Source organism: Bordetella muralis (assembly GCF_054781015.1).
This window is the reverse complement of the sequence record NZ_BAAGVF010000003.1, coordinates 414,856-434,620: the sequence shown is the minus strand read 5'-3', so window position 1 is coordinate 434,620 and position 19,765 is coordinate 414,856. Positions and strand designations below refer to the sequence as shown.

The 19,765-nt window shown below is 60.7% G+C and carries 19 protein-coding genes; 2 read left to right on the top strand and 17 right to left on the bottom strand.

Annotated elements, in window-relative coordinates; translation table 11 throughout:
- Positions 1-119: 119 nt before the first annotated feature.
- From ACYVIT_RS07040 to ACYVIT_RS07025, 4 genes are read right to left on the bottom strand one after another with little or no spacing between them, the layout of a single operon-like run.
- Positions 120-1,946, bottom strand: coding sequence for an acyl-CoA dehydrogenase (locus ACYVIT_RS07040; protein ID WP_415806389.1), 1,827 nt, complete (start codon positions 1,944-1,946; stop codon positions 120-122).
- Between the two features lie 13 nt (positions 1,947-1,959).
- The gene (locus ACYVIT_RS07035; protein ID WP_415806388.1) at positions 1,960-2,937 is read right to left on the bottom strand and encodes a Bug family tripartite tricarboxylate transporter substrate binding protein; all 978 of its coding nucleotides are present in this window, start codon (positions 2,935-2,937) and stop codon (positions 1,960-1,962) included.
- Positions 2,938-2,996: 59 nt separating this feature from the next.
- Entirely contained in the window at positions 2,997-3,764 is a 768-nt protein-coding gene (locus tag ACYVIT_RS07030) for an enoyl-CoA hydratase/isomerase family protein (protein ID WP_415806387.1), read from the bottom strand.
- The gene (locus tag ACYVIT_RS07025) at positions 3,761-4,981 is read right to left on the bottom strand and encodes a CaiB/BaiF CoA transferase family protein (protein WP_415806386.1); all 1,221 of its coding nucleotides are present in this window, start codon (positions 4,979-4,981) and stop codon (positions 3,761-3,763) included. The genes ACYVIT_RS07030 and ACYVIT_RS07025 overlap by 4 nt, the downstream gene beginning before the upstream one ends.
- A 96-nt stretch (positions 4,982-5,077) precedes the next feature.
- On the opposite strand from ACYVIT_RS07025, the gene ACYVIT_RS07020 reads away from it, so the two are divergent.
- Positions 5,078-6,001 (top strand): LysR substrate-binding domain-containing protein, encoded by a 924-nt coding sequence (locus ACYVIT_RS07020; protein WP_415806385.1) that lies wholly within the window; start codon positions 5,078-5,080, stop codon positions 5,999-6,001.
- Between the two features lie 182 nt (positions 6,002-6,183).
- On the opposite strand, the gene ACYVIT_RS07015 is transcribed toward ACYVIT_RS07020, so the two are convergent.
- From ACYVIT_RS07015 to ACYVIT_RS07005, 3 genes are all read right to left on the bottom strand, one after another.
- Positions 6,184-7,113, bottom strand: coding sequence for an electron transfer flavoprotein subunit alpha/FixB family protein (locus ACYVIT_RS07015; protein WP_415806384.1), 930 nt, complete (start codon positions 7,111-7,113; stop codon positions 6,184-6,186).
- Position 7,114: 1 nt separating this feature from the next.
- The gene (locus ACYVIT_RS07010) at positions 7,115-7,864 is read right to left on the bottom strand and encodes an electron transfer flavoprotein subunit beta/FixA family protein (RefSeq protein WP_415806383.1); all 750 of its coding nucleotides are present in this window, start codon (positions 7,862-7,864) and stop codon (positions 7,115-7,117) included.
- Between the two features lie 70 nt (positions 7,865-7,934).
- On the bottom strand, positions 7,935-8,858 hold the full coding sequence (locus ACYVIT_RS07005) for a histone deacetylase family protein (RefSeq protein WP_415806457.1): 924 nt from the start codon (positions 8,856-8,858) through the stop codon (positions 7,935-7,937).
- A 10-nt stretch (positions 8,859-8,868) separates the two neighbouring features.
- On the opposite strand from ACYVIT_RS07005, the gene mltB reads away from it, so the two are divergent.
- Positions 8,869-10,005 (top strand): lytic murein transglycosylase B, encoded by a 1,137-nt coding sequence (mltB, locus tag ACYVIT_RS07000; RefSeq protein WP_415806382.1) that lies wholly within the window; start codon positions 8,869-8,871, stop codon positions 10,003-10,005.
- A gap of 137 nt (positions 10,006-10,142) precedes the next feature.
- Here mltB and cysM read toward each other — a convergent pair whose 3' ends face one another.
- The 10 genes from cysM to aroA all read right to left on the bottom strand — a co-directional run bounded on the left by cysM (position 10,143) and on the right by aroA (position 19,763).
- Entirely contained in the window at positions 10,143-11,066 is a 924-nt protein-coding gene (gene cysM / locus ACYVIT_RS06995) for a cysteine synthase CysM (protein WP_415806381.1), read from the bottom strand.
- A 64-nt stretch (positions 11,067-11,130) separates the two neighbouring features.
- Positions 11,131-11,616, bottom strand: coding sequence for a ComEA family DNA-binding protein (locus ACYVIT_RS06990; RefSeq protein WP_415806380.1), 486 nt, complete (start codon positions 11,614-11,616; stop codon positions 11,131-11,133).
- A gap of 126 nt (positions 11,617-11,742) precedes the next feature.
- The gene (gene rfaD, locus ACYVIT_RS06985) at positions 11,743-12,735 is read right to left on the bottom strand and encodes an ADP-glyceromanno-heptose 6-epimerase (protein WP_415806379.1); all 993 of its coding nucleotides are present in this window, start codon (positions 12,733-12,735) and stop codon (positions 11,743-11,745) included.
- Positions 12,732-13,673, bottom strand: a complete 942-nt coding sequence (gene rfaE1 / locus ACYVIT_RS06980; protein WP_415806378.1) for a D-glycero-beta-D-manno-heptose-7-phosphate kinase — start codon at positions 13,671-13,673, stop codon at positions 12,732-12,734. The genes rfaD and rfaE1 overlap by 4 nt, the downstream gene beginning before the upstream one ends.
- Positions 13,670-14,899 (bottom strand): lipopolysaccharide assembly protein LapB, encoded by a 1,230-nt coding sequence (gene lapB / locus ACYVIT_RS06975; protein WP_415806377.1) that lies wholly within the window; start codon positions 14,897-14,899, stop codon positions 13,670-13,672. Before lapB ends, rfaE1 begins: the two co-directional genes overlap by 4 nt.
- Before the next feature lie 39 nt (positions 14,900-14,938).
- Positions 14,939-15,253: a LapA family protein gene (locus tag ACYVIT_RS06970; RefSeq protein ID WP_094820405.1), complete on the bottom strand. Its 315-nt coding sequence runs from the start codon at positions 15,251-15,253 to the stop codon at positions 14,939-14,941.
- A 252-nt stretch (positions 15,254-15,505) separates the two neighbouring features.
- Positions 15,506-15,865, bottom strand: coding sequence for an integration host factor subunit beta (locus ACYVIT_RS06965; RefSeq protein WP_094820404.1), 360 nt, complete (start codon positions 15,863-15,865; stop codon positions 15,506-15,508).
- A gap of 2 nt (positions 15,866-15,867) precedes the next feature.
- Entirely contained in the window at positions 15,868-17,580 is a 1,713-nt protein-coding gene (gene rpsA / locus ACYVIT_RS06960; protein ID WP_415806376.1) for a 30S ribosomal protein S1, read from the bottom strand.
- Between the two features lie 154 nt (positions 17,581-17,734).
- Positions 17,735-18,427: a (d)CMP kinase gene (cmk, locus tag ACYVIT_RS06955; RefSeq protein WP_415806375.1), complete on the bottom strand. Its 693-nt coding sequence runs from the start codon at positions 18,425-18,427 to the stop codon at positions 17,735-17,737.
- 1 nt (position 18,428) lies between these two features.
- On the bottom strand, positions 18,429-19,763 hold the full coding sequence (gene aroA / locus ACYVIT_RS06950) for a 3-phosphoshikimate 1-carboxyvinyltransferase (protein ID WP_415806374.1): 1,335 nt from the start codon (positions 19,761-19,763) through the stop codon (positions 18,429-18,431).
- Positions 19,764-19,765: the final 2 nt, after the last annotated feature.

Here is a 19,765-nt window from a genome sequence, read left to right as displayed (position 1 = left end):
TCTCCGTGGCAGTTAGCGTCGCTGACCAGTATGATCAGCGACTGCGAGAGTCATACCCGAAGATTCTTACATCAAACACGTATCACTGGAAATACGTTTGTTGCATATGTTTAATAACTTTATGCAATATCGGACTGTGCACCGCAGCGATTGGCCACGACTCCCGCACGGACCGACGCCGACAGCGCCAACGCACGCGGCAAGATCTGCGCGCCGTAGAACAGCGCGGTAGAAAGCTTGCTGCGATAAAACGGATCCGTCGTCCCCTCGGCCAGTTGCCGCTGACACACCAGCGCCGCACGCGCCATCTGCCAACCGCCATGCACAATACCGGCCAGCATCAAATAGGGCACGCTCGCCGCGTAGATCGCCCGCACATTGGATTGTGCCTGCTCCAGGATGAAAGTGACTGCAGCGTCATATCCCTGGATCGCCAGATCCAGATTGTCGCGCAGCAAATTCAGCCCGGCCCTATCGTCGGGCTCGGCACGCGCGGCGGCAGTGTGCAGGGTCTGCAAGGTGTCTTTCATCGCGGCGATGCACGCATAGGCCGTCGCGCCGCCGTCGCGCAGGGTCTTGCGGCTGACCAGGTCGTTGGCCTGAATCGCCGTGGTGCCCTCGTAGATCGGCAGAATACGGGCGTCGCGATAATACTGGGCTGCGCCGGTTTCCTCGATGAAACCCATCCCCCCATGCACCTGGACCCCCAGCGACGCCACCTCGACGGCGGACTCGGTTGAGAATCCCTTCACAATCGGGACCAGGTACTCGTAAAAAGCGCGGTTGCGGGCGCGCACGCCAGCGTCGGGATGATGCATCCCCTTGTCATGTGCAGCGGCTGCCACAAAGGACACGGCTCTGGCCGCCTCTGTCAGGCCACGCATGGTCAGCAGCATGCGTTGCACGTCCGGGTGATGGACGATGGCCACCGGCCCCGCAGAGCCTTCGATCGCCCGCCCTTGCACCCGCTCACGCGCATAGGCCAGCGCATGCTGATAGGCTCGTTCGGACACGCCGATGCCCTGCTGACCCACGCCGAAACGCGCAGCGTTCATCATGATGAACATGTATTCGAGGCCGCGGTTGGGTTCGCCCACCAAGTAGCCCACCGCCCCTTCGCCCGCCTCACCCTTGCCCGACCCGTACAGCAGGACGGCCGTGGGACTGCCATGGATGCCTAGCTTGTGTTCCAGCGAGGCGCACCATACATCATTGCGAGGCCCCAGACTGCCGTCCTGGTTGACCAGAAACTTCGGCACGATAAACAGCGAAATGCCCTTGACCCCGGCAGGAGCGTCCGGCATGCGAGCCAGCACCAAGTGAATGATGTTCTCTGCCAGATCGTGATCGCCATAGGTAATGAAAATTTTCTGACCCGTCAGGCGGTAGCTGCCGTCAGTCTGAGGCACCGCACGGGTGGCCACCTGGGCCAGGTCTGACCCAGCCTGCGGCTCCGTCAGGTTCATCGTGCCTGTCCATTTGCCCGCGATCAAATTCGGCACGTAGGCCTGGCGTTGCGCTTCGGACCCCACTGTCAACAAGGCCTCGATCACGCCATCCGTCAACATGGGACACAATGAAAACGCCAAGTTGGCTGCCTGCAAATTCTCGCAAGGCGCCGCCGCCACCAATTTAGGCAGCCCCTGGCCGCCCCACTGCGCGGGATGCTGCAGGCCCTGCCAGCCGCTGGCTGCATAATCGGCGAATCCCTGCTTGAACCCCGGCGTCGTCGTCACCTGCCCGTCGTTCCACTGCGGCGCCTGCGTGTCGCCCGCGACGTTCAATGGCGCAATAGCCTGCTCGGCAAAACGGGCGTTTTCGTCCAGGATCGCGTCCACCAGATCCGGTGTGACCTCCTCAAAACCCGGCAACCGCAGAATCTCGTCCAGACCAGCCAGGTCCTTGAGCGCGAAGCGGAAATCCCGCAGTGGAGTGACGTAAGGCATTGTGTCTCCAGAATCAATTGGCGGTGGTGGTGCTCTCCTTGGCTAATCTTAAACCTTTCGCACCCTCCTTGTGAGCGAAGGCGGCAAAAGCGGGGGCAGACTCGGAAGGAGTCGCCTCTTCGTAACCTGCCTCCATCGTCTGGCGCACCTCCGGCTGCTCCAGAACCTTGTTCGTGGCCTCAAACAATGTCTGCACGACGGCTGGCGGCGTGCCCCGCGGGGCAAAAATGCCCCACCAATTGGAGACGTCATAACCGGGCACCGTCTGCGCAATCGTCGGATAAGGCAGCAGCTTGGAGGGTTGTGCCGAGGTGACTGCCAGCGCCCGAGCCTTACCTGTTTCAATCGCGGCTTTGGCGGACGGGGCCGTAGCAAAAGAAAGGTCCGTATCCCCTGCCGCCACCGATTGCGTAGCTGCTGCGCCGCCTTTGAACGGGATGTGCATGAATTTTGCCCCAGTCAACCCCATGAACTCCACGGCGGCCAAATGGGTGATGACGCCGTTGCCCGATGAGGCCACGTTCAGCTTGCCGGGTTGCTCACGCGCACGATCCAGCAGATCTTTCACGCTATTGATGCCCAGCGCCGCATTCACAATCAATACCATGGGGCCGGTCGTGAGCTGCGCAACGGGAACGAAATTGTCGGCGGTGTAATCCACCTTGTATAGCGCGCTGTCGCTGCCCATGACGCTGGCGTTACCCAGATACAGGGTATAGCCGTCTGCCGCGGCGCGTGCCACGAAGCTCGCTCCGATCGTCGAGCCCGCGCCAGGCCGGTTTTCTACGACCACAGGTTGCCCCAACACCTTGGCCAGATTATTGGCATAGACCCGCCCCACGTGATCGGCGCCCCCTCCTGGAGGAAAGCCGATGACGAGCGTAATCGGCTTCGTGGGATAGTTCGAGGCAGCCAGGGCCACCGTCGCCAGCGATCCGCTCATTAACGCCAGCGCACACCCTGCTGCACGCAAAATACGATGCATGTTCATGTCGTTGTCTCCTTTTTATTTCAGCCTGTCTAAAAGGGCTGCTTTGGTCTTGACCGGCCTCATTGGCCGGTAAATCGAGCCTTGCGTTTTTCTTTCCAGGCCAGGGCGCCTTCGGCGATGTCACGAGACCGCTCTGAGCGCAACACGGCAGCTTCAATTTCGGACACCGCCACATTTCCGCGCGCAATCAGGTTCAAATGCCGCTTTATTCCCAACAGCGCCAACGGCGCCATCCCGGTCAGTTGCTCTGTCAGTGCTTGCAGCCGACTGTCCAACTGATCGGCAGGCACCATCTCTGTCAGCATGCCCATGTGCAGCATTTCTTCGGCCGTAATTTTCTCGGCCGTCAGAAACAAGCGCTTGGCATGATTCAGCCCGAGGCGGGTGACGTAACGCACCATGCCTCCCGCATAAAAATGCAGCCCCAGCTTTGCCGCAGGCATGAACATATTGGCCTCGCGCGTACCCAGCCGGAAATCGCAGGCGAGGCAAAGATCGGTCCCCCCGCCATAGACACCGCCCTGTACAACCGCAATCGTTACCGGTCGCGCGGCTTCGATCAGATCAATCGTTTCCCCGAAATACAGGGAGCTGGGCGCGCTGTCAGCACCCAGCGAGGAAATGTCGTAGCCGCTGCAGAAATACTTGCCCTCGGCCACAAAACGCAGCACCAGGACATGCTCATCGCTGTTCACGGTATCGAGGTGCTGACGCAACACAGCCAGATCTTGCGGACTCAGCCGGTTGGCAAACGCAGGTTTGGAAAACCGTATCGTCGCCACGGCTCCCTGCACCGTCAATTGAGGCGCATCGATGGGCGTGCTCATACACTCACCATCATCGGGTTTGCCTGGTACGCCACTTTTTGCTCGAGCAAGCGGTCGATCTCTTCGGCCGCCAAACCGAACGCCTCGAAAACATCACGCGTGTGCTGGCCAAACACTGGCGGAGCTTGCAAGGCAGCCTCGTCAGAAGACCCAGCGCTGAGATCCAATGGCAAACCTACCTGCCGCAATTCACCCAACAATGGATGCTGCAAAGCCTTGACCAGGCCACACGCCTGCACCTGAGGATCGGCAAAGACATCTTCCAACGTATTGATCGGACCCGCCGGAATACCGTTTTCGATCATGAGCGGTGTCCACTCCATGCGGGTCCTACGCGTCAAGGCGGTTTCCAGTTCCTGCTTTAATTCATGCCTGTGCTGCATGCGATCCGCGTTGGAAAGAAAACGAGGATCAGAGACCAGGTGCTCCATCTCCAGAATGTTGCACAGCTTGACCCACATCGCTTGCGTTGCCGGGGCTAAATTGAGCGGCCCGTCTGCCGTTTCAAAGGTGCCATAGGGAGCAATGACGGGATGAACGTTCCCGCAAGGCTGCGGCACCTCCCCCACGCTCAGATAACGTTGACCTTGCACACTCAGCAGCGCCATCAGCCCGGCCAGCAGCGAGGTTTCCACATGTTGACCGCGGCCGGTGCGGCTGCGCTGCACGACTGCGGACAGAATGCCGATTACCAGCCATAGGCCAGCGGTCAAATCCCCAATGGCAGTCCCCACCCGCGTGGGGCCCGATTCCGCGGTGCCGGTCAAGCTCATGAAGCCCGAATAGCCCTGAGCAATCTGATCGAATCCTGCCCAATCTTTGGCTGGGCCGCGACTGCCGAACCCGGAAATCGACGCCATGATCAACGCGGGATTTTCTGCCGCCAACTCGTCATAGCCCAGCCCCATGCGCTGCATCGTTCCGACTTTGAAATTCTCGACCACGATGTCGCACTGCAGAGCCAGCTTGCGTACCAGCGCCAGACCTTCAGGATGCCGGAAATCGATTCCTATCCCTTTTTTACTGCGGTTGGCACTGAGATAATAAACGCTTATATCGCCGTCAAATGGCCCCCATTGCCGTACCATATCCCCATCGGGCGCTGGCTCAACCTTGATGACCTCGGCACCCAAGTCCCCGAGTATCATCGTGCTGAAGGGCCCCGACAGGGCTCGCGTCAAATCCAGCACTTTCACTCCAGCCAACGGCAGGCTCATGACATGTCTCCTTGTTGTATGGAGCTCATTCTAGGCAGGAGCAGTCAGGTGAAAAAATACGATTTAACGATCAATCCATAAGATAAACTTATTTCAATGAATCTGCGGCAACTGAAGTATTTCGTGCGGGTAGTCGAGATGCGCAACATGACTCGTGCGGCTGAAAGCCTGCACGTCGCGCAGCCTGCACTAAGCCAGCAGATGGCCCTGCTGGAGGAGGCGGTTGGCGTGTCCCTGCTGACCAGAGGAGTACGCGGCGTACAGCCTACGGCAGAAGGCCTGCTGCTATATCGGCACGCACAGACCATATTGCGGCAGGTCGACGCCACGCGCAGCCTGCTGGCTCGCGCTGCCGATCAGATTACGGGAACGGTCTCGATTGGCCTGGCCTCCAGCACGGCACGGATGTTATCGCTGCCCCTGATGCAGAGGGTCAAAGCCGAATTGCCGTCGGTGGTACTAGAGATCGTGGACCTCCCGAGTGCGGACCTGACCAAACTCGTACTGCAAGGCCGTGTCGATTTTTCACTATCGCCGGATCAACAGCCTATGCAGGGCTTGCAGCACACGCCGTTGTTATTGGAAGACTTGTTCCTGCTCACCCATGCCGCACAGGAATTGCCGCCGCGCCGGCTGGCCATTGCCGACTTCCATCACATGCCTTTGATCCTGCCGAGCCTGCCGAATACGCTCAGGGCGCGCGTCGATCATGCCTTTCTGACGGCGCGGCTCACCTGCAATCTGTTTGCAGAAGCCAGTACCTCTGCCATCCTTATCCCGGCAGTTCGCGAGGGCATCGCAGCCACCATCCTGCCCTACTCTGCCGCGCACTCCGATATTGCGCTCGGCATCATCAGCGCACATGCTCTGGATATGGGACAACCTAGAGAACTCGTGCTGTGCGCAAGTGACAGCATGCCCCCCACGCCGGCCGTAGAGCGCGTCATTGAGCTATGCAAAGACGAAATCAAGCGATTGATTTCCGCTCGGGTATGGCGCGGCTGCGAGGCCTTGTATTGACGGGGCTTTTTTATCTTGGGGCGGCCCGGCGAAGAAGAAGCCCCCACGCTGCGCCTTCGGCTTGCTGCCCCCAAAGGGGGCTTTTTTATCTTGGGGCGGCCCGGCGATAAAAAAACAAACGGGCGTGCAGAAACTGGAAACCCAGCCCTGCACGCCCGTTCGGCGCACTGTGGCGATGCTATTTACAGCGCATTAGCCAACTCGGGGACAACCGTGAACAAGTCACCGACCAGGCCGTAATCGGCCACGCCGAAAATCGGCGCTTCGGGGTCTTTGTTGATGGCCACGATGACCTTGGAGTCCTTCATGCCAGCCAAATGCTGGATGGCGCCCGAGATACCGACGGCCACGTACAACTGCGGCGCCACGATCTTGCCGGTCTGGCCGACCTGCCAGTCGTTGGGCGCGTAGCCGGCATCAACGGCGGCACGCGAGGCGCCCAGCGCGGCGCCGAGCTTGTCGGCGAGCGGATCGAGGATCTTGAAGTTTTCAGCGCTGCCCAGACCGCGGCCACCGGAGACGACCACGCGTGCGCCGGCCAGCTCAGGACGGTCGCTCTTGGCGACTTCGCGGCCCACGAACGAGGACTTGCCCGAATCGGCAACGGCTTCGATCGTTTCCACGGCGGCCGAACCACCGGTGGCGGCGACCGCGTCGAAACCGGTCGTACGGACGGTGATGACCTTCACGGCGTCGCTCGATTGCACGGTGGCGATGGCGTTACCGGCGTAGATCGGGCGTTGGAAGGTATCGGCAGACTCGACACCGATAATGTCGGAGACCTGTGCCACGTCGAGCTTTGCAGCTACGCGCGGGGCAACGTTCTTGCCCGAGGCGGTGGCCGGGAACAAGATGTGGCTGTAGTTCGAAGCCACGGCCAGGACTTGGGCAGCCAGGTTTTCCGCCAGGCCGTCGGCCAGTTGCGGAGCATCAGCCAGCAGGACTTTAGCCACGCCAGCGGCCTGTGCAGCTTGATCAGCAACGGCTTTCGCATTGCTGCCAGCGACCAGCACGTGCACATCACCACCCACCTTGGCGGCGGCAGCAATGGTATTCAAGGTAGCGCCCTTCAGTTGGGCGTTGTCGTGTTCGGCAATAACCAGCGTCGTCATCTTAGAGCACCTTCGCTTCGTTCTTGAGTTTGTCGACCAATGCAGCCACGTCGGCCACCTTGATGCCGGCCTTGCGGGCGGGCGGCTCGGTGACTTTCAAGGTCTTCAGGCGAGGCGCCGCATCTACACCCAGATCCTCGGGGGTGACGGTGTCCAGCTGTTTCTTCTTGGCCTTCATGATGTTGGGCAGCGTGACGTAACGCGGCTCGTTCAGGCGCAGATCGGTCGTGATGATGGCCGGCAGCGAGAGCTTGACCGTTTCCAGGCCGCCGTCGACTTCGCGGGTCACCGTGACGCTGTCGCCTGCGACTTCGACCTTGCTGGCGAAGGTGGCTTGCGGCCAGTCCAGCAGAGCAGCCAGCATCTGGCCAGTCTGGTTGGCATCGTCGTCAATGGCTTGCTTGCCCAGGATGACCAGTTGCGGTTGCTCTTTTTCGACCAGACCCTTGAGCAGCTTGGCCACGGCCAGCGGCTGGAGTTCAGCGTCGGTCTGCACCAGGATGCCGCGGTCGGCGCCGATGGCCATGGCCGTGCGCAGGGTTTCCTGGCATTGCGCAACGCCGCAAGAAACGGCGATCACCTCGGTGGCGCCGCCTTTTTCCTTCAGGCGCGTGGCTTCTTCGACGGCGATTTCGTCAAAGGGGTTCATGGACATCTTCACGTTCGCGATATCCACGCCCGTTTGATCCGATTTCACGCGCACCTTGACGTTATAGTCAACAACGCGCTTTACAGGTACCAGCACCTTCATCCAGCAGCCTCCTAAGCTTAAGAATAATAGACCGGCTCTCGCCGGTCCCGCATTGCACAATTCATTGATTCTACAACTTTGTGAGAGCCCGCAGATGGGCGACCACGCTGCGCGCCAAAGCGGACAAGTTGTAACCGCCCTCCAGCATGCTGACGATGCGGCCTTGCGCGTGACGATCGGCCATTTGCATGATCTGCTCGGTCATCCAACTGTAATCGGCCTCGACCAGCGCCATCTGGCCCATATCGTCCTCGCGGTGGGCATCAAACCCCGCGGAGACCAAAATCAACTCTGGCGCATGTGCCTCCAGGCGAGGCAACCAAATGTCCTGCACCAACTCACGTATGGCCGCGCCCCCAGTATAGGCAGGAACCGGAACATTGACCATATTGGCGGCGGTGCTCTCGGCGCCGCTGTGAGGGAAAAACGGGTGCTGGAAAAAACTGCACATCAACACCCGTTCATCACCCGCAAACATCTCTTCAGTGCCGTTACCGTGATGGACGTCGAAATCGATAATCGCCAGGCGCTGTACTCCGTACGCGTGAATGGCGTGCTGCGCAGCAATCGCGATATTGTTCAAAAAACAAAAACCCATAGCCACATCTGGACGGGCATGATGACCCGGTGGACGCACCGAACAAAAAGCATTGACCGCCTGGCCTTGCATCACCGCATCCACCGCCGCAACCCCTGCCCCCGCGGCATGCAATGCTGCTTCGTAGGTATACGGGTTCATCAAGGTGTCGGGATCGATAGCGCTGTAACCCTCGGTGGGTGAGCGTGCCTGCAAGCCTTCGAGATGCGCCTTGGAATGCACGCGCAGAATCGCCTCGCGCGTCGCCGCAGGGGCTTGCTGCTCCAGCAGAAATGGTGCCAATCCGCTGACCAATAACTGGTCGGCAATAGCATCCAGCCTCTCTGGACTTTCGGGGTGCCAACTGCCCATTTCATGCAGTTTGCACAGCGGATGGGTAAGATACATGGTCTCCATAAGGAAGATTATGTTCATCTGTCGGCGGTTCGTGCAAATCGGCACGGTATTCCTGGTATTGGCGGGTTGTGCAAACACCGCGCCTTCGGGCTCATCCCAGGCCCAAACTCCCCCTAAGGCACCAGCTGGCGTCACGCCTATCCGCATAGGCCCCGCCCAGCCGACGGGCGAGCCCCCTGCGGCGCTCACCGCCAAAGGAACGCTGCGGCCCGAAGTCAAAGCCTTTGCAGAACGCTTGGCAGCCGAACGTAATTTACCCCTGGAACCTATCGAGCAGGCCTTGACCGAAGCTCGCTACAACGCGACGGTGGCACGCTTGATCGCCCCCTCTCCGCCTGGACGAAAAATATGGCGCAGCTGGAATACCTATCGCGCCCGTTTTGTCGAGCCCAAACGTATCAAGTGGGGCGTGGAGTTCTGGCAGGAAAACCAGGCACTGCTGAATCAGGCGGCGCAGCGCTATGGCGTACCCGCCTCGATCATCGTATCCATCATCGGCGTGGAAACGCTGTACAGCCGCAACATGGGCAGCTTCAGTGTCCTGGATGCGCTCACCACACTGGCCTTTGATTACCCAGATCCGAACAAGCCCGAACGGGCCGAGATGTTCCGTGGGCAGCTGGCTGATTTCATTACCTTGTCGCTGCAGGACAAGCTCGATATGAATGCCAAAGGCTCGTACGCCGGGGCGATAGGTATGCCGCAATTCATGCCTGGCAGCATCATGCGTTACGCCGTCGATGGCGATGGCGATGGCCATATCAGGCTGAACAGCAGCGTGAACGACGCGGTCATGTCTGTCGGCAACTTCCTGGTCGAGCACGGATGGTTGCGCGGACTGCCGGTTTTTGCCCCCGTGTTGTTACCGGCGGACCCGTCCGCCCTGGCCACAGGCGGGCTCACACCTACGCAAACCTGGCGCAGCTTGCAAGCCGCCGGCGCCCGTGTGACGGCAGGCGCCAGTACGGAAAGCTGGCAGGATCGCCCCCTCGGCGTCGTAGACCTGGTCGAAGAGGCCCGCGGCACGGTGCAGTACCGGACAGCAACGCCCAACTTTTTTGCCCTGACCCAGTACAACCGCAGCTATTTCTATGCCACGGCCGTTGCCGACCTCGCGGCTGAGCTGGAAACGCGCATGGGGCGCTGAGACACGGCGACGGCACACGCGTGCCCGCCTCGATAGCCGGAAGAAAACAGGAGGGCGATAAGAAGCCCTCCTATACCGCGCTTGTGGCTCCTTGCGCCCAGATTCTCACCTTGGGACGGCCGCCGGGAAAGGCGCACTCAGGCGGATTTTTCGTTAAATACGCCAGTAGACAGATACCGGTCGCCGCGGTCACAGACGATGAACACAATGGTGGCATTCTCGACGCGCTCGGACACGCGTAACGCCGCCACCAAAGCGCCTGCCGACGAAATACCACCGAAAATGCCTTCTTCGGCGGCCAACCGGCGCGCCATGATTTCGGCCTCGGACTGCTCGATGGACTCGTAGGCATCGACCAGACTGCGATCGAAAATCGCGGGCATGTAGGCCTCGGGCCATTTACGGATACCCGGGATTTGCGAACCCTCTGCAGGCTGTGCGCCTACGACTTGCACATTGGGATTCTGGGACTTCAGGTAGGTCGAGACACCCATGATGGTGCCAGTGGTACCCATTGCGCTGACGAAATGCGTCACGCGCCCTTCGGTCTGGGTCCAGATTTCAGGGCCTGTGCCTTCGATGTGAGCACGCGGGTTATCAGGATTGGCGAACTGGTCCAGGACCTTGCCTTTGCCCTCGTCTTGCATGGACATGGCCAGGTCGCGGGCATACTCCATGCCACCCTTGCTCGCAGGGGTCAAAATCAGCTCGGCACCGTAGGCGGCCATGGCCGCTCGACGCTCCACCGATAGATTGTCCGGCATGATCAATACCATGCGATAGCCGCGCATGGCCGCTGTCATTGCCAACGCGATGCCCGTATTGCCGCTGGTGGCCTCGATCAGCGTATCGCCCGGCTTGATTTCACCGCGCTCTTCGGCGCGCAAAATCATGGAAAGCGCCGGGCGGTCTTTGACCGAGCCCGCGGGATTATTGCCTTCCAGTTTGGCCAGGACGACGTTGCCCCGTGACTGAGCCGCCGCGCTGGGGATACGCTGCAAACAGACCAGCGGCGTATTGCCGACGGTTTGTGCGATTGTGGGATATGAGAAAGTAGCCATGCAATCGATCATACCGCCGGATCCCTGACTGCGGGGATAAAGCCGAGACGGCGCCAGGGACACCCTATGGCGCGATAGGCGTCGCCTGGGGCAGCGAGGGCGCAAACTGAGGCATCGCAATCGAGTTGGGGCTGAGCACAGTCACACCTGCGCCCACGGTCAACCCAGCGGCGCGCAAGCGCCCCAGGCGTTTGCGCCCGATACCGCGTACGCGATCAGACAGGTCCTCTAGCGACTCGAACAGGCCGGCGCGCTCGCGCTCTTGTACGATGATTTTGGCAGTACGCGGGCCCACGCCGTTGATCGCCTCGAGTTGCTCGATAGTGGCCACGTTCGCGTCCAGAGCGTGGGCAGGCATCGCAATCAGCGCCAACCCGCTCGCGACTGCAACACGGCCGAGCACACGCACCCAACGCCGCCGCACGATCGGCAGACTGTCGGCAGCGGAGCGAGAGCGCTCCGACCATAGCCGTCGCACGGGACGACGCAGAACAGAATAAGGCAGGGGTTCCGTGGGCGCAGCAACGGGGACAGGCAAAAAGGGATTCAAGATCAGGCTCCGTATCAAACGGCAGGACGAACCGTCCGCCAGCCCACTCATGATGCCCATTGCACGCCCCGCCGAATCGGAGAGTGAATGAAAAAATCACCCTCGGAAACTACGTACGAGCAGTGGCTACGCCTGACGCGCGCGCCAATACTTCACGTATTCGGCCACACCCGTTTGCACATCCCGCATCGGTGCCGTAAAGCCGGCGGCGCGCAGTTGCGTCGCATCCGCGCGCGTATAGCTTTGATAACGGCCTTTGAGATCGTCGGGGAACGGGATATAGCGCAGCAGCCCCTGTTCGACCAGTTTTTCCAGTGGCAAAGGTGCCTCTCCGCGCTCGGCGCGCAGGGCATTGACGACCGAAGCCGCCACGTCATTGAACGGCTGTGCGCGCCCTGTTCCGCAGTTAAAGATCCCCGACGTTTCCGGATGATCCAGAAAATGCAGATTGACCGCGACGACATCGTCCACCGAGATGAAATCACGGCTCTGGCCACCGTCTTCGTAACCATCCCAGCCCGCGAACAAACGGACGTGCCCCTCGGCCAGGAATTGATTCATGTTGTGAAAAGCCACCGACGCCATACGGCCTTTGTGCTGTTCATGCGGACCGTAGACGTTGAAATAACGCAGGCCCACGACCTGCGCAGTCAACGAATGCATGCGCGTGCGCAGCACTTGGTCGAACAACAGCTTTGAATAACCGTAAACGTTCAACGGCCGTTCGTTGGCGGGATCCTCGACGTATACCGATGAACCGCCATAAACCGCCGCGGAGGACGCATACAGGAACGGCACGCGTTGAGCCTGACAATACTCAAAGAGCTCCAGCGTCACCCGGTAGTTGTTATCCATCATGTACCGCCCGTTGCGCTCGGTAGTATCCGAGCACGCCCCTTGGTGCAAGACGGCCTGCAAGGGCGGCAATGAGCCTGCGAGTACGCGACGGCGAAACTCGTCTTTATCCAGATAGTCTGCAATCTGCAGGTCCACCAGATTCAGAAATTTGTCGCCTTCGGTCAGATCATCGACCGCGATAATGTCCGTAATACCGCGCCGATTCAGGCCACGTACGAGATTGTTGCCGATGAAACCGGCGGCGCCTGTAACGACGATCATGAGGATGCTCCTGCGAGTTCTGCGGCGGTGACGACGGACGTACCCAATTTGCCGACGACAATGCCGCCGGCACGGTTGGCCCACGCCATGGCTTGTTCCCAGGGCTGGCCAATCGCGCGCATCGCCGCCAAGGTCGCCAGCACGGTATCGCCTGCGCCAGACACGTCGAACACCTCGTGTGCCTGGGCGTCGACATGCTCGCGGCCTGCCGCGGTAAAAAGTGTCATGCCCTGCTCGGAACGCGTCACCAGCAAGGCTTCCAGATCAAGATCTTCGCGCAATCGCTGCGCGCGTTCGGTCAGTTGCGACTCGGTGGTCCAGCGACCTACCGCCTGCTGCATTTCGGCCCGGTTGGGCGTGACCAGCGTCGCACCACGATAACGCGTGTAATCGTCCCCCTTGGGATCAACCAACACGGGAACACCAGCCCCACGCGCCAATGCAATCAGCGCCTCGACCCGATCGAGTGCGCCTTTGGCGTAGTCCGACAAGACCAGCACATCATGTTGCGCGAGATGACGCGCCACACGCGCGTCCAAGTCATCCAGCGTCGCATGCGCAGGATGCTGCTCGAAGTCAACGCGCAGCAATTGCTGCTGGCGTCCCAGGACCCGCATCTTGAGCGTCGTCGGATTTTCCGCGTCGGCCGCCAGATCGGCATTGATGCCCGCCTGTGTCGACAGGTTGGTAATGCTGTCGCCGGCCTCGTCTTTTCCAACGATGCCCACCAAGGTTGCCTGCCCGCCCAGCGCGACCACGTTGCGCGCCACGTTAGCGGCGCCGCCTAGACGGTCTTCGCGCCGAGCAACCCGCACCACAGGAACCGGAGCCTCAGGAGAAATGCGATCGACTTCGCCAAACCAGTATCGGTCCAGCATGACGTCGCCCACGACCAGCACACGGCTGCGCGTCATCGCTTCGGTGGGAAATGCGTTCATTCAAGTTCTTCCAAACGCCGTGGTGCATAGGTCTCCCACCCATTGCACCCCGGACACTGCCAATAATAGCGCCGCGCCTGAAAGCCGCAAGTGCGGCAGGCGTAGCGATCCAGCCGCTGGGTATGTTTGTGGATCAGGCTGCGCAACAGACTCAGATCCGCGCCGCGCACAGGCCCTTGTTCCTGGTCCTGCTGGCTGCCGTCGGTGCTGCTGAGCTCCGCCTCCAGCAAGCGATCCAGCCCCAATAGCGAAGGATGGTGCCGCAGCGCGCCCCGGGCAAAGGCCCAGGCAGGCGCAGCCCCCTGCTGGACACGCAACTCGCGAAAGACCACGTTGAACAGATCCAGCGAGGCATAACGCGCATACTGTTTTTGCAGTACGTCCAGCCCCTCGGCCACCTGCCCGGCATTGCGGTAATTGGCCAGCAGTTGCTCGGCGACTTGACCGGCAAACTCGGGCGCGTCGGCCAGAATGGATTCCAGATACATGCGCTCGCGCTTGAGGTCGCCCTCGAGCTGGGCCAGCCGGGCACGCAACATGGCGGTGCGGACCTTGGCTGCCTTGCTGGCGGATTCGCCCTGCCCGGCTTGCTTGGCAGCGTGATCCGCCGCGTCCAGGGCGGTGTGCGCCGCGTCGGCGTCAAAGGGCTTGGCCGCCAATGCCATTTGGGCCTGCTCGCAGTAATAATGCACGATCTGCGGGACGGGCTCGTCGACCAGGCCCTGCAACGTCTTGACCGCCTCGATCGCCCTCGGCCAATCGTGCTCGGACTCGTAGATGCGAATCAGCGACCGCAGTGCAGGCAATGCATAACGCGTGTCTTTCAGTTGTTCGAAGGCGCTTTCCGCACGGTCCAGCATGCCGGCCTTGAGAAAATCATGAGCCAACTCGTGCTGAGCGTGCTCGCGCTCGGCCTCGGGCAAATCGGAACGGCTCAGCAGGCTCTGGTGCACACGAATGGCACGCTCCATCTCGCCTCGGCGACGAAACAGGCTGCCCAGGGCAAAGTGCAACTCGGTCGTTTCGGGATCGAGCTTGGCCACCTCGACAAAGGCGTCAATGGCGCGATCAGGCTGCTCGTTGAGCAGGAAATTCAGGCCCTTGAAATAGGAATCCGGCAGGGTTCGCGTTTCGCGCAGCATCTGCCGAAAATCGAAACGCGCTGCCAACCACCCCAGCGCAAACAGCACTGGCACAAAAATTAACCACCAAGGTTCGAAGTCCACGCGGCGAGCTCTGTAGCAGGATAGAGAAAAGGACGCTGCTTACAGCGGCGACATCGGGGCAATCGCCTCGGGTGCGATTTCGGGCGTCGTCCCATTGGCCGCGGCCTGCAGACGTTCGAGCTCGCGACGCAAGCGCAATGCCTCACGGCGACGACGCATCGCCGCCGGCACGGTCAGCAACAGGCCAAACACGGTGCCCACGACAAAGGTCACCAGCATCACGACGATAAGCGGCACATCCTGCACCACATAGTCGGCATAGAAATTTACCGCAACCGGCCCGGTGTTCTTCAGCGCGAACATCAGCACCGCAATAAAGACGAGCAATCGCAGTGCCCAGATAAGGTAACGCATGGCGCATGCTCCAGAAAATTCAAGACTTCAATTGTAAGCGGAAGCGGGCTCATTCCGTGCAATCCCGAGGAAACACCGGGCCAGCGCAAATTTCCTCGCTCCGCGACGGCAGGCAGGGCACGGCCCAATCCTGAAACGCTCAGTAAGCCCTCCTAGAATGCCAAAGCCCCTTGAATGCCGCAAGACATTCAAGGGGCTCGGTATATCTATCGGGACAGCCTGGCACATGACATGGCTGCGCACCTGACCACACTACATGACGTGCATGCCAAGCAATGTAGGCATAGGATCGTCCGAAATACCCTCGGACGATGATGCGTCTGCATTGTCAGTCACTTGATCAACCCGCTCGCGCAATTCCTTGCCGGCTTTGAAGTGCGGTACCTGTTTACCAGGCACCAGCACCTGCTCGCCGGACTTGGGATTGCGTCCGATGCGGGGTGAGCGCTGCGACAACGAAAAGCTGCCAAATCCACGGATCTCGATACGTTGGCCCGAGGCGAGCGCCTGAGCCATTGCGTCGAGCATGGTCTTGACCGCGTAATCGGTGTCGCGGGCGGCCAGCTGGGGATAGCGGGCCGCCAATGCGGCGATCAGCTCCGACTTGGTCACTATTAGCCGTCGTTACGCTGTTGATCCAGCTTGGCCTTGAGCAACGCGCCCAGGTTGGTCGTACCCGAGGAAGCGCTGGCTTCGGACATACGATGCAGGGTATCGGCCGTCTCGGCGTTGTCGCGAGCCTTGATCGACAATTGGATCGAACGCGTCTTGCGATCGACGTTGACGATCATGGCTTCGACGTTCTGGCCTTCCTTGAGCACGGTGGTCGCGTCTTCGACACGGCCAACCGAGATTTCGGAAGCACGCAGGTAGCCTTCGACGTCGACCGACAGGGTCACGACAGCACCCTTGGGCTCGACCGACTTGACCACGCCAGGCACCACAGCGCCCTTGTCGTAGGTAGCAACGAAGTTGTTGAAGGGGTCGCCTTCCAACTGCTTGATACCCAGCGAGATGCGTTCCTTGTCGGTGTCGATACCCAGAACGACGGCTTCGAGTTCGTCGCCCTTCTTGAAGTTGCGAACGGCTTCTTCGCCGGTCTCGGCCCACGACAGGTCGGACAGGTGAACCAGGCCATCGATACCGCCGGGCAGACCCACGAACACGCCGAAGTCGGTGATCGACTTGATGGCGCCGCGGACCTTGTCACCACGCTTGAAGTTGGTGGCGAACTCTTCCCACGGGTTTTGACGGCATTGCTTCATGCCCAGGGAGATACGACGACGGTCTTCGTCGATTTCCAGGACCATGACTTCGACTTCTTCGCCCAGGGTCACGACCTTGCGCGGATCGACGTTCTTGTTGGTCCAGTCCATTTCGGAGACGTGCACCAGACCTTCGATGCCGGCTTCGACTTCGACGAACGCACCGTAGTCGGTCAGGTTGGTCACCTTGCCGAACAGACGGGTGCCCTGCGGGTAACGACGGGCCAGGCCCACCCACGGGTCTTCGCCCAGTTGCTTGACGCCCAGCGAGACGCGGCTCTTTTCCTGGTCGAACTTGAGGACCTTGGCTTCGACTTCCTGGCCCACTTGCAGGACCTCGGAGGGGTGACGCACGCGGCGCCATGCCATGTCGGTGATGTGCAACAGGCCGTCGATGCCGCCCAGGTCAACGAACGCACCGTAGTCGGTGATGTTCTTGACCACGCCCTTGACCACTGCGCCTTCGTGCAGGGTTTCGAGCAGTTTCTGGCGCTCTTCGCCCATGCTGGCTTCCAGCACTTGGCGGCGCGACAACACGACGTTGTTACGCTTGCGATCGAGCTTGATGACTTTGAATTCGAGGGTCTTGCCTTCGTACGGGGTGGTGTCCTTGACGGGACGCAGATCAACCAGCGAGCCGGGCAAGAATGCACGGATGCCGTTGGTCATGACGGTCAGGCCGCCCTTGACCTTGCCGGTGATGGTGCCGGTGACCAATTCGCCGTTTTCGAGGGCTTGTTCCAATTGCAGCCAGGCCGACAGGCGCTTGGCGCGGTCACGCGACAGAATGGTGTCGCCGTAGCCGTTTTCCAGGGAATCGATAGCCACCGAGACGAAATCGCCAGGTTGCACTTCGAGCTCGCCCTGGTCGTTCAGGAACTCTTCCAGGGGGATCAGCGCTTCGGACTTCAGGCCGGCATTGACGACGACGAAGTTGTGATCAACGCGCACGACTTCAGCGCTGATGACTTCGCCGGACTTCATGTCCTGGCTTTTGAGGCTTTCTGCGAAGAGGTCGGCAAAGCTTTCGCTGCCGGTGGCGGGAGTGGAAACGGAAGACATTGAGTTGAAATCCATTGGGCCAAAATGGCCATTAAAAACACACCGAAGCGGATTGCCCGCAACAGTGGAGTGAATGAACCCGGCAGAGCCCATATGCCCCAGGCAAATGCCTGTCAGCTACGAGCCGCCACCAGGGACGGAAAACGAAAAACGGTTAAACCTGCTGCCAAAAACCGAGCACTGCCTGCACAGTCTGCTCGATCGTCAACGCTGACGAATCCAGCACATGTGCATCAGCGGCCGGTACGAGAGGCGCTACGCTGCGCTGCATGTCTCGCGCATCGCGTTCGCGCATATCGCGCAGAAGGTCGTCAAGATTAGCAGAAATTCCCTTTTCGATCAACTGCTTACAACGCCTTTGCGCACGAGCCTCGACGTCGGCCACCAGAAATACCTTCAGGGCTGCATCCGGAAACACCACGGTGCCCATATCCCGGCCATCGGCCACCAGGCCGGGGGCCACGCGAAACGCGCGCTGGCGCTCGAGCAAAGCCTGCCGCACAGCAGGATAGGCCGCGACACGCGAGGCGAAATTGCCGACCTGCTCCTGGCGGATGGCCTCGCTCGCATCAGTACCCTCGAGCAGGATCCGGTCGCCCTCAAAGCAGACGTCCAGCCCCCGCGCTACCTCCGCCACGCTCGCTTCGTCCTCGGCAAGCAGACCGCGATTCAAGGCCGCCAACGCCGTCAGGCGATACAACGCCCCACTATCCAATATCGCCCACCCCAGCGCGCTCGCCACGCGATGCGCGATAGTTCCCTTGCCTGAGGCGGTGGGCCCGTCAATGGCAATCACGGGGGCCCGCGCGGTGAATTCCGTGGCAGGCATGCCAGAGTCTGTCGTCATGTCAATTCGCACCGTCACCGGACACCAGCCCGGCATACACATCAAAATAATCGGGGAAGGTCTTGCTCACGCAGCCAGGATCCAGAATGCGCACCGCGGCCGGCCCAAAAGCGGCCAACGAAAAACACATCGCCATACGGTGATCGTCCCAGGTGCCGATATGCGCATCCCGCCATCCATTCTCGGTGGGAGGCGTTACCTGGAGCCAGTCCGGCCCCGAGCTGACCACAGCGCCCAACTTGGTCAATTCCGTATGCATGGCATGAATACGGTCGGTTTCCTTGACCCGCCAACTGCCAATATTACGCAGCCGGCACGGCCCATCGGCAAACAATGCCAGGGCGGCCGCCGTCATGGCGGCATCCGGGATCAAATTGAAATCGGTATCAAAGGCTTTCAGCCGCTCGCCTCGATCCACACGAATGCCACGCGACTCGATCCAATCGGGCCCATACTCAATGTGCGCGCCCATTTCTGCCAGAGTCTGCGCAAAGGCGACATCCCCCTGGATGCTGTTGGCGCCCACCCCTGTCACCCGCAGCGGGCCGCCGCCGATCGCTCCCAGGGCCAGGAAATACGATGCAGACGAGGCATCGCCCTCAACGGCAATCGCCCCCGGGCTGCGATAGGCCGCACCGGCGTCGATCGCGAATTGTTGCCAGCCGTCGCGACGCACCTGCACGCCATAACGCGCCATCAGGTTCAACGTGATTTCAATATAAGGCTTGGAAATCAGCTCGCCGATCACCTCGATGACCACCGGTTGATCACTCTCCTGAGCCAGCACCGGCGCGGCCAGGAGCAACGCCGTCAGAAACTGGCTGGACACAGCGCCCTGTACGCTGGCAGGGGCCCCGGCACGGATCGCGCCAGCGCCGATTTCCAAGGGGGGATATCCCTCCTGGCCTGCATAATTGATCTCGGCTCCCCATTGCCGCAACGCATCGACCAGATCACCAATGGGCCGCTCGTGCATACGCGGCACTCCCGACAAGCGATACTGCCCGCCCATCAAGGCCAACGCCGCGGTCAGCGGGCGAAACGCAGTGCCCGCATTGCCCAGGAACAAATCCGCCTGCTTCACCGGAAAACGGCCCGCGCCGGCAACGGTCACGCTGCCCGACCCGGTATCCGTGACCTCAACCCCCAGCTGTCGCAATGCATTCAACATCACGCGCGTATCGTCCGAGTCCAGCAAACCCGAGATATCCGTGCGCCCGGCGGCCAATGCCGCCAGCAGCAGCACACGATTGGAAATACTTTTAGAGCCTGGCAAGGCCAGTTGGCCGCGCGCCTGCCGCGCGCGGGGCAAATCAAGAAATGACGGTCCGGCCATGA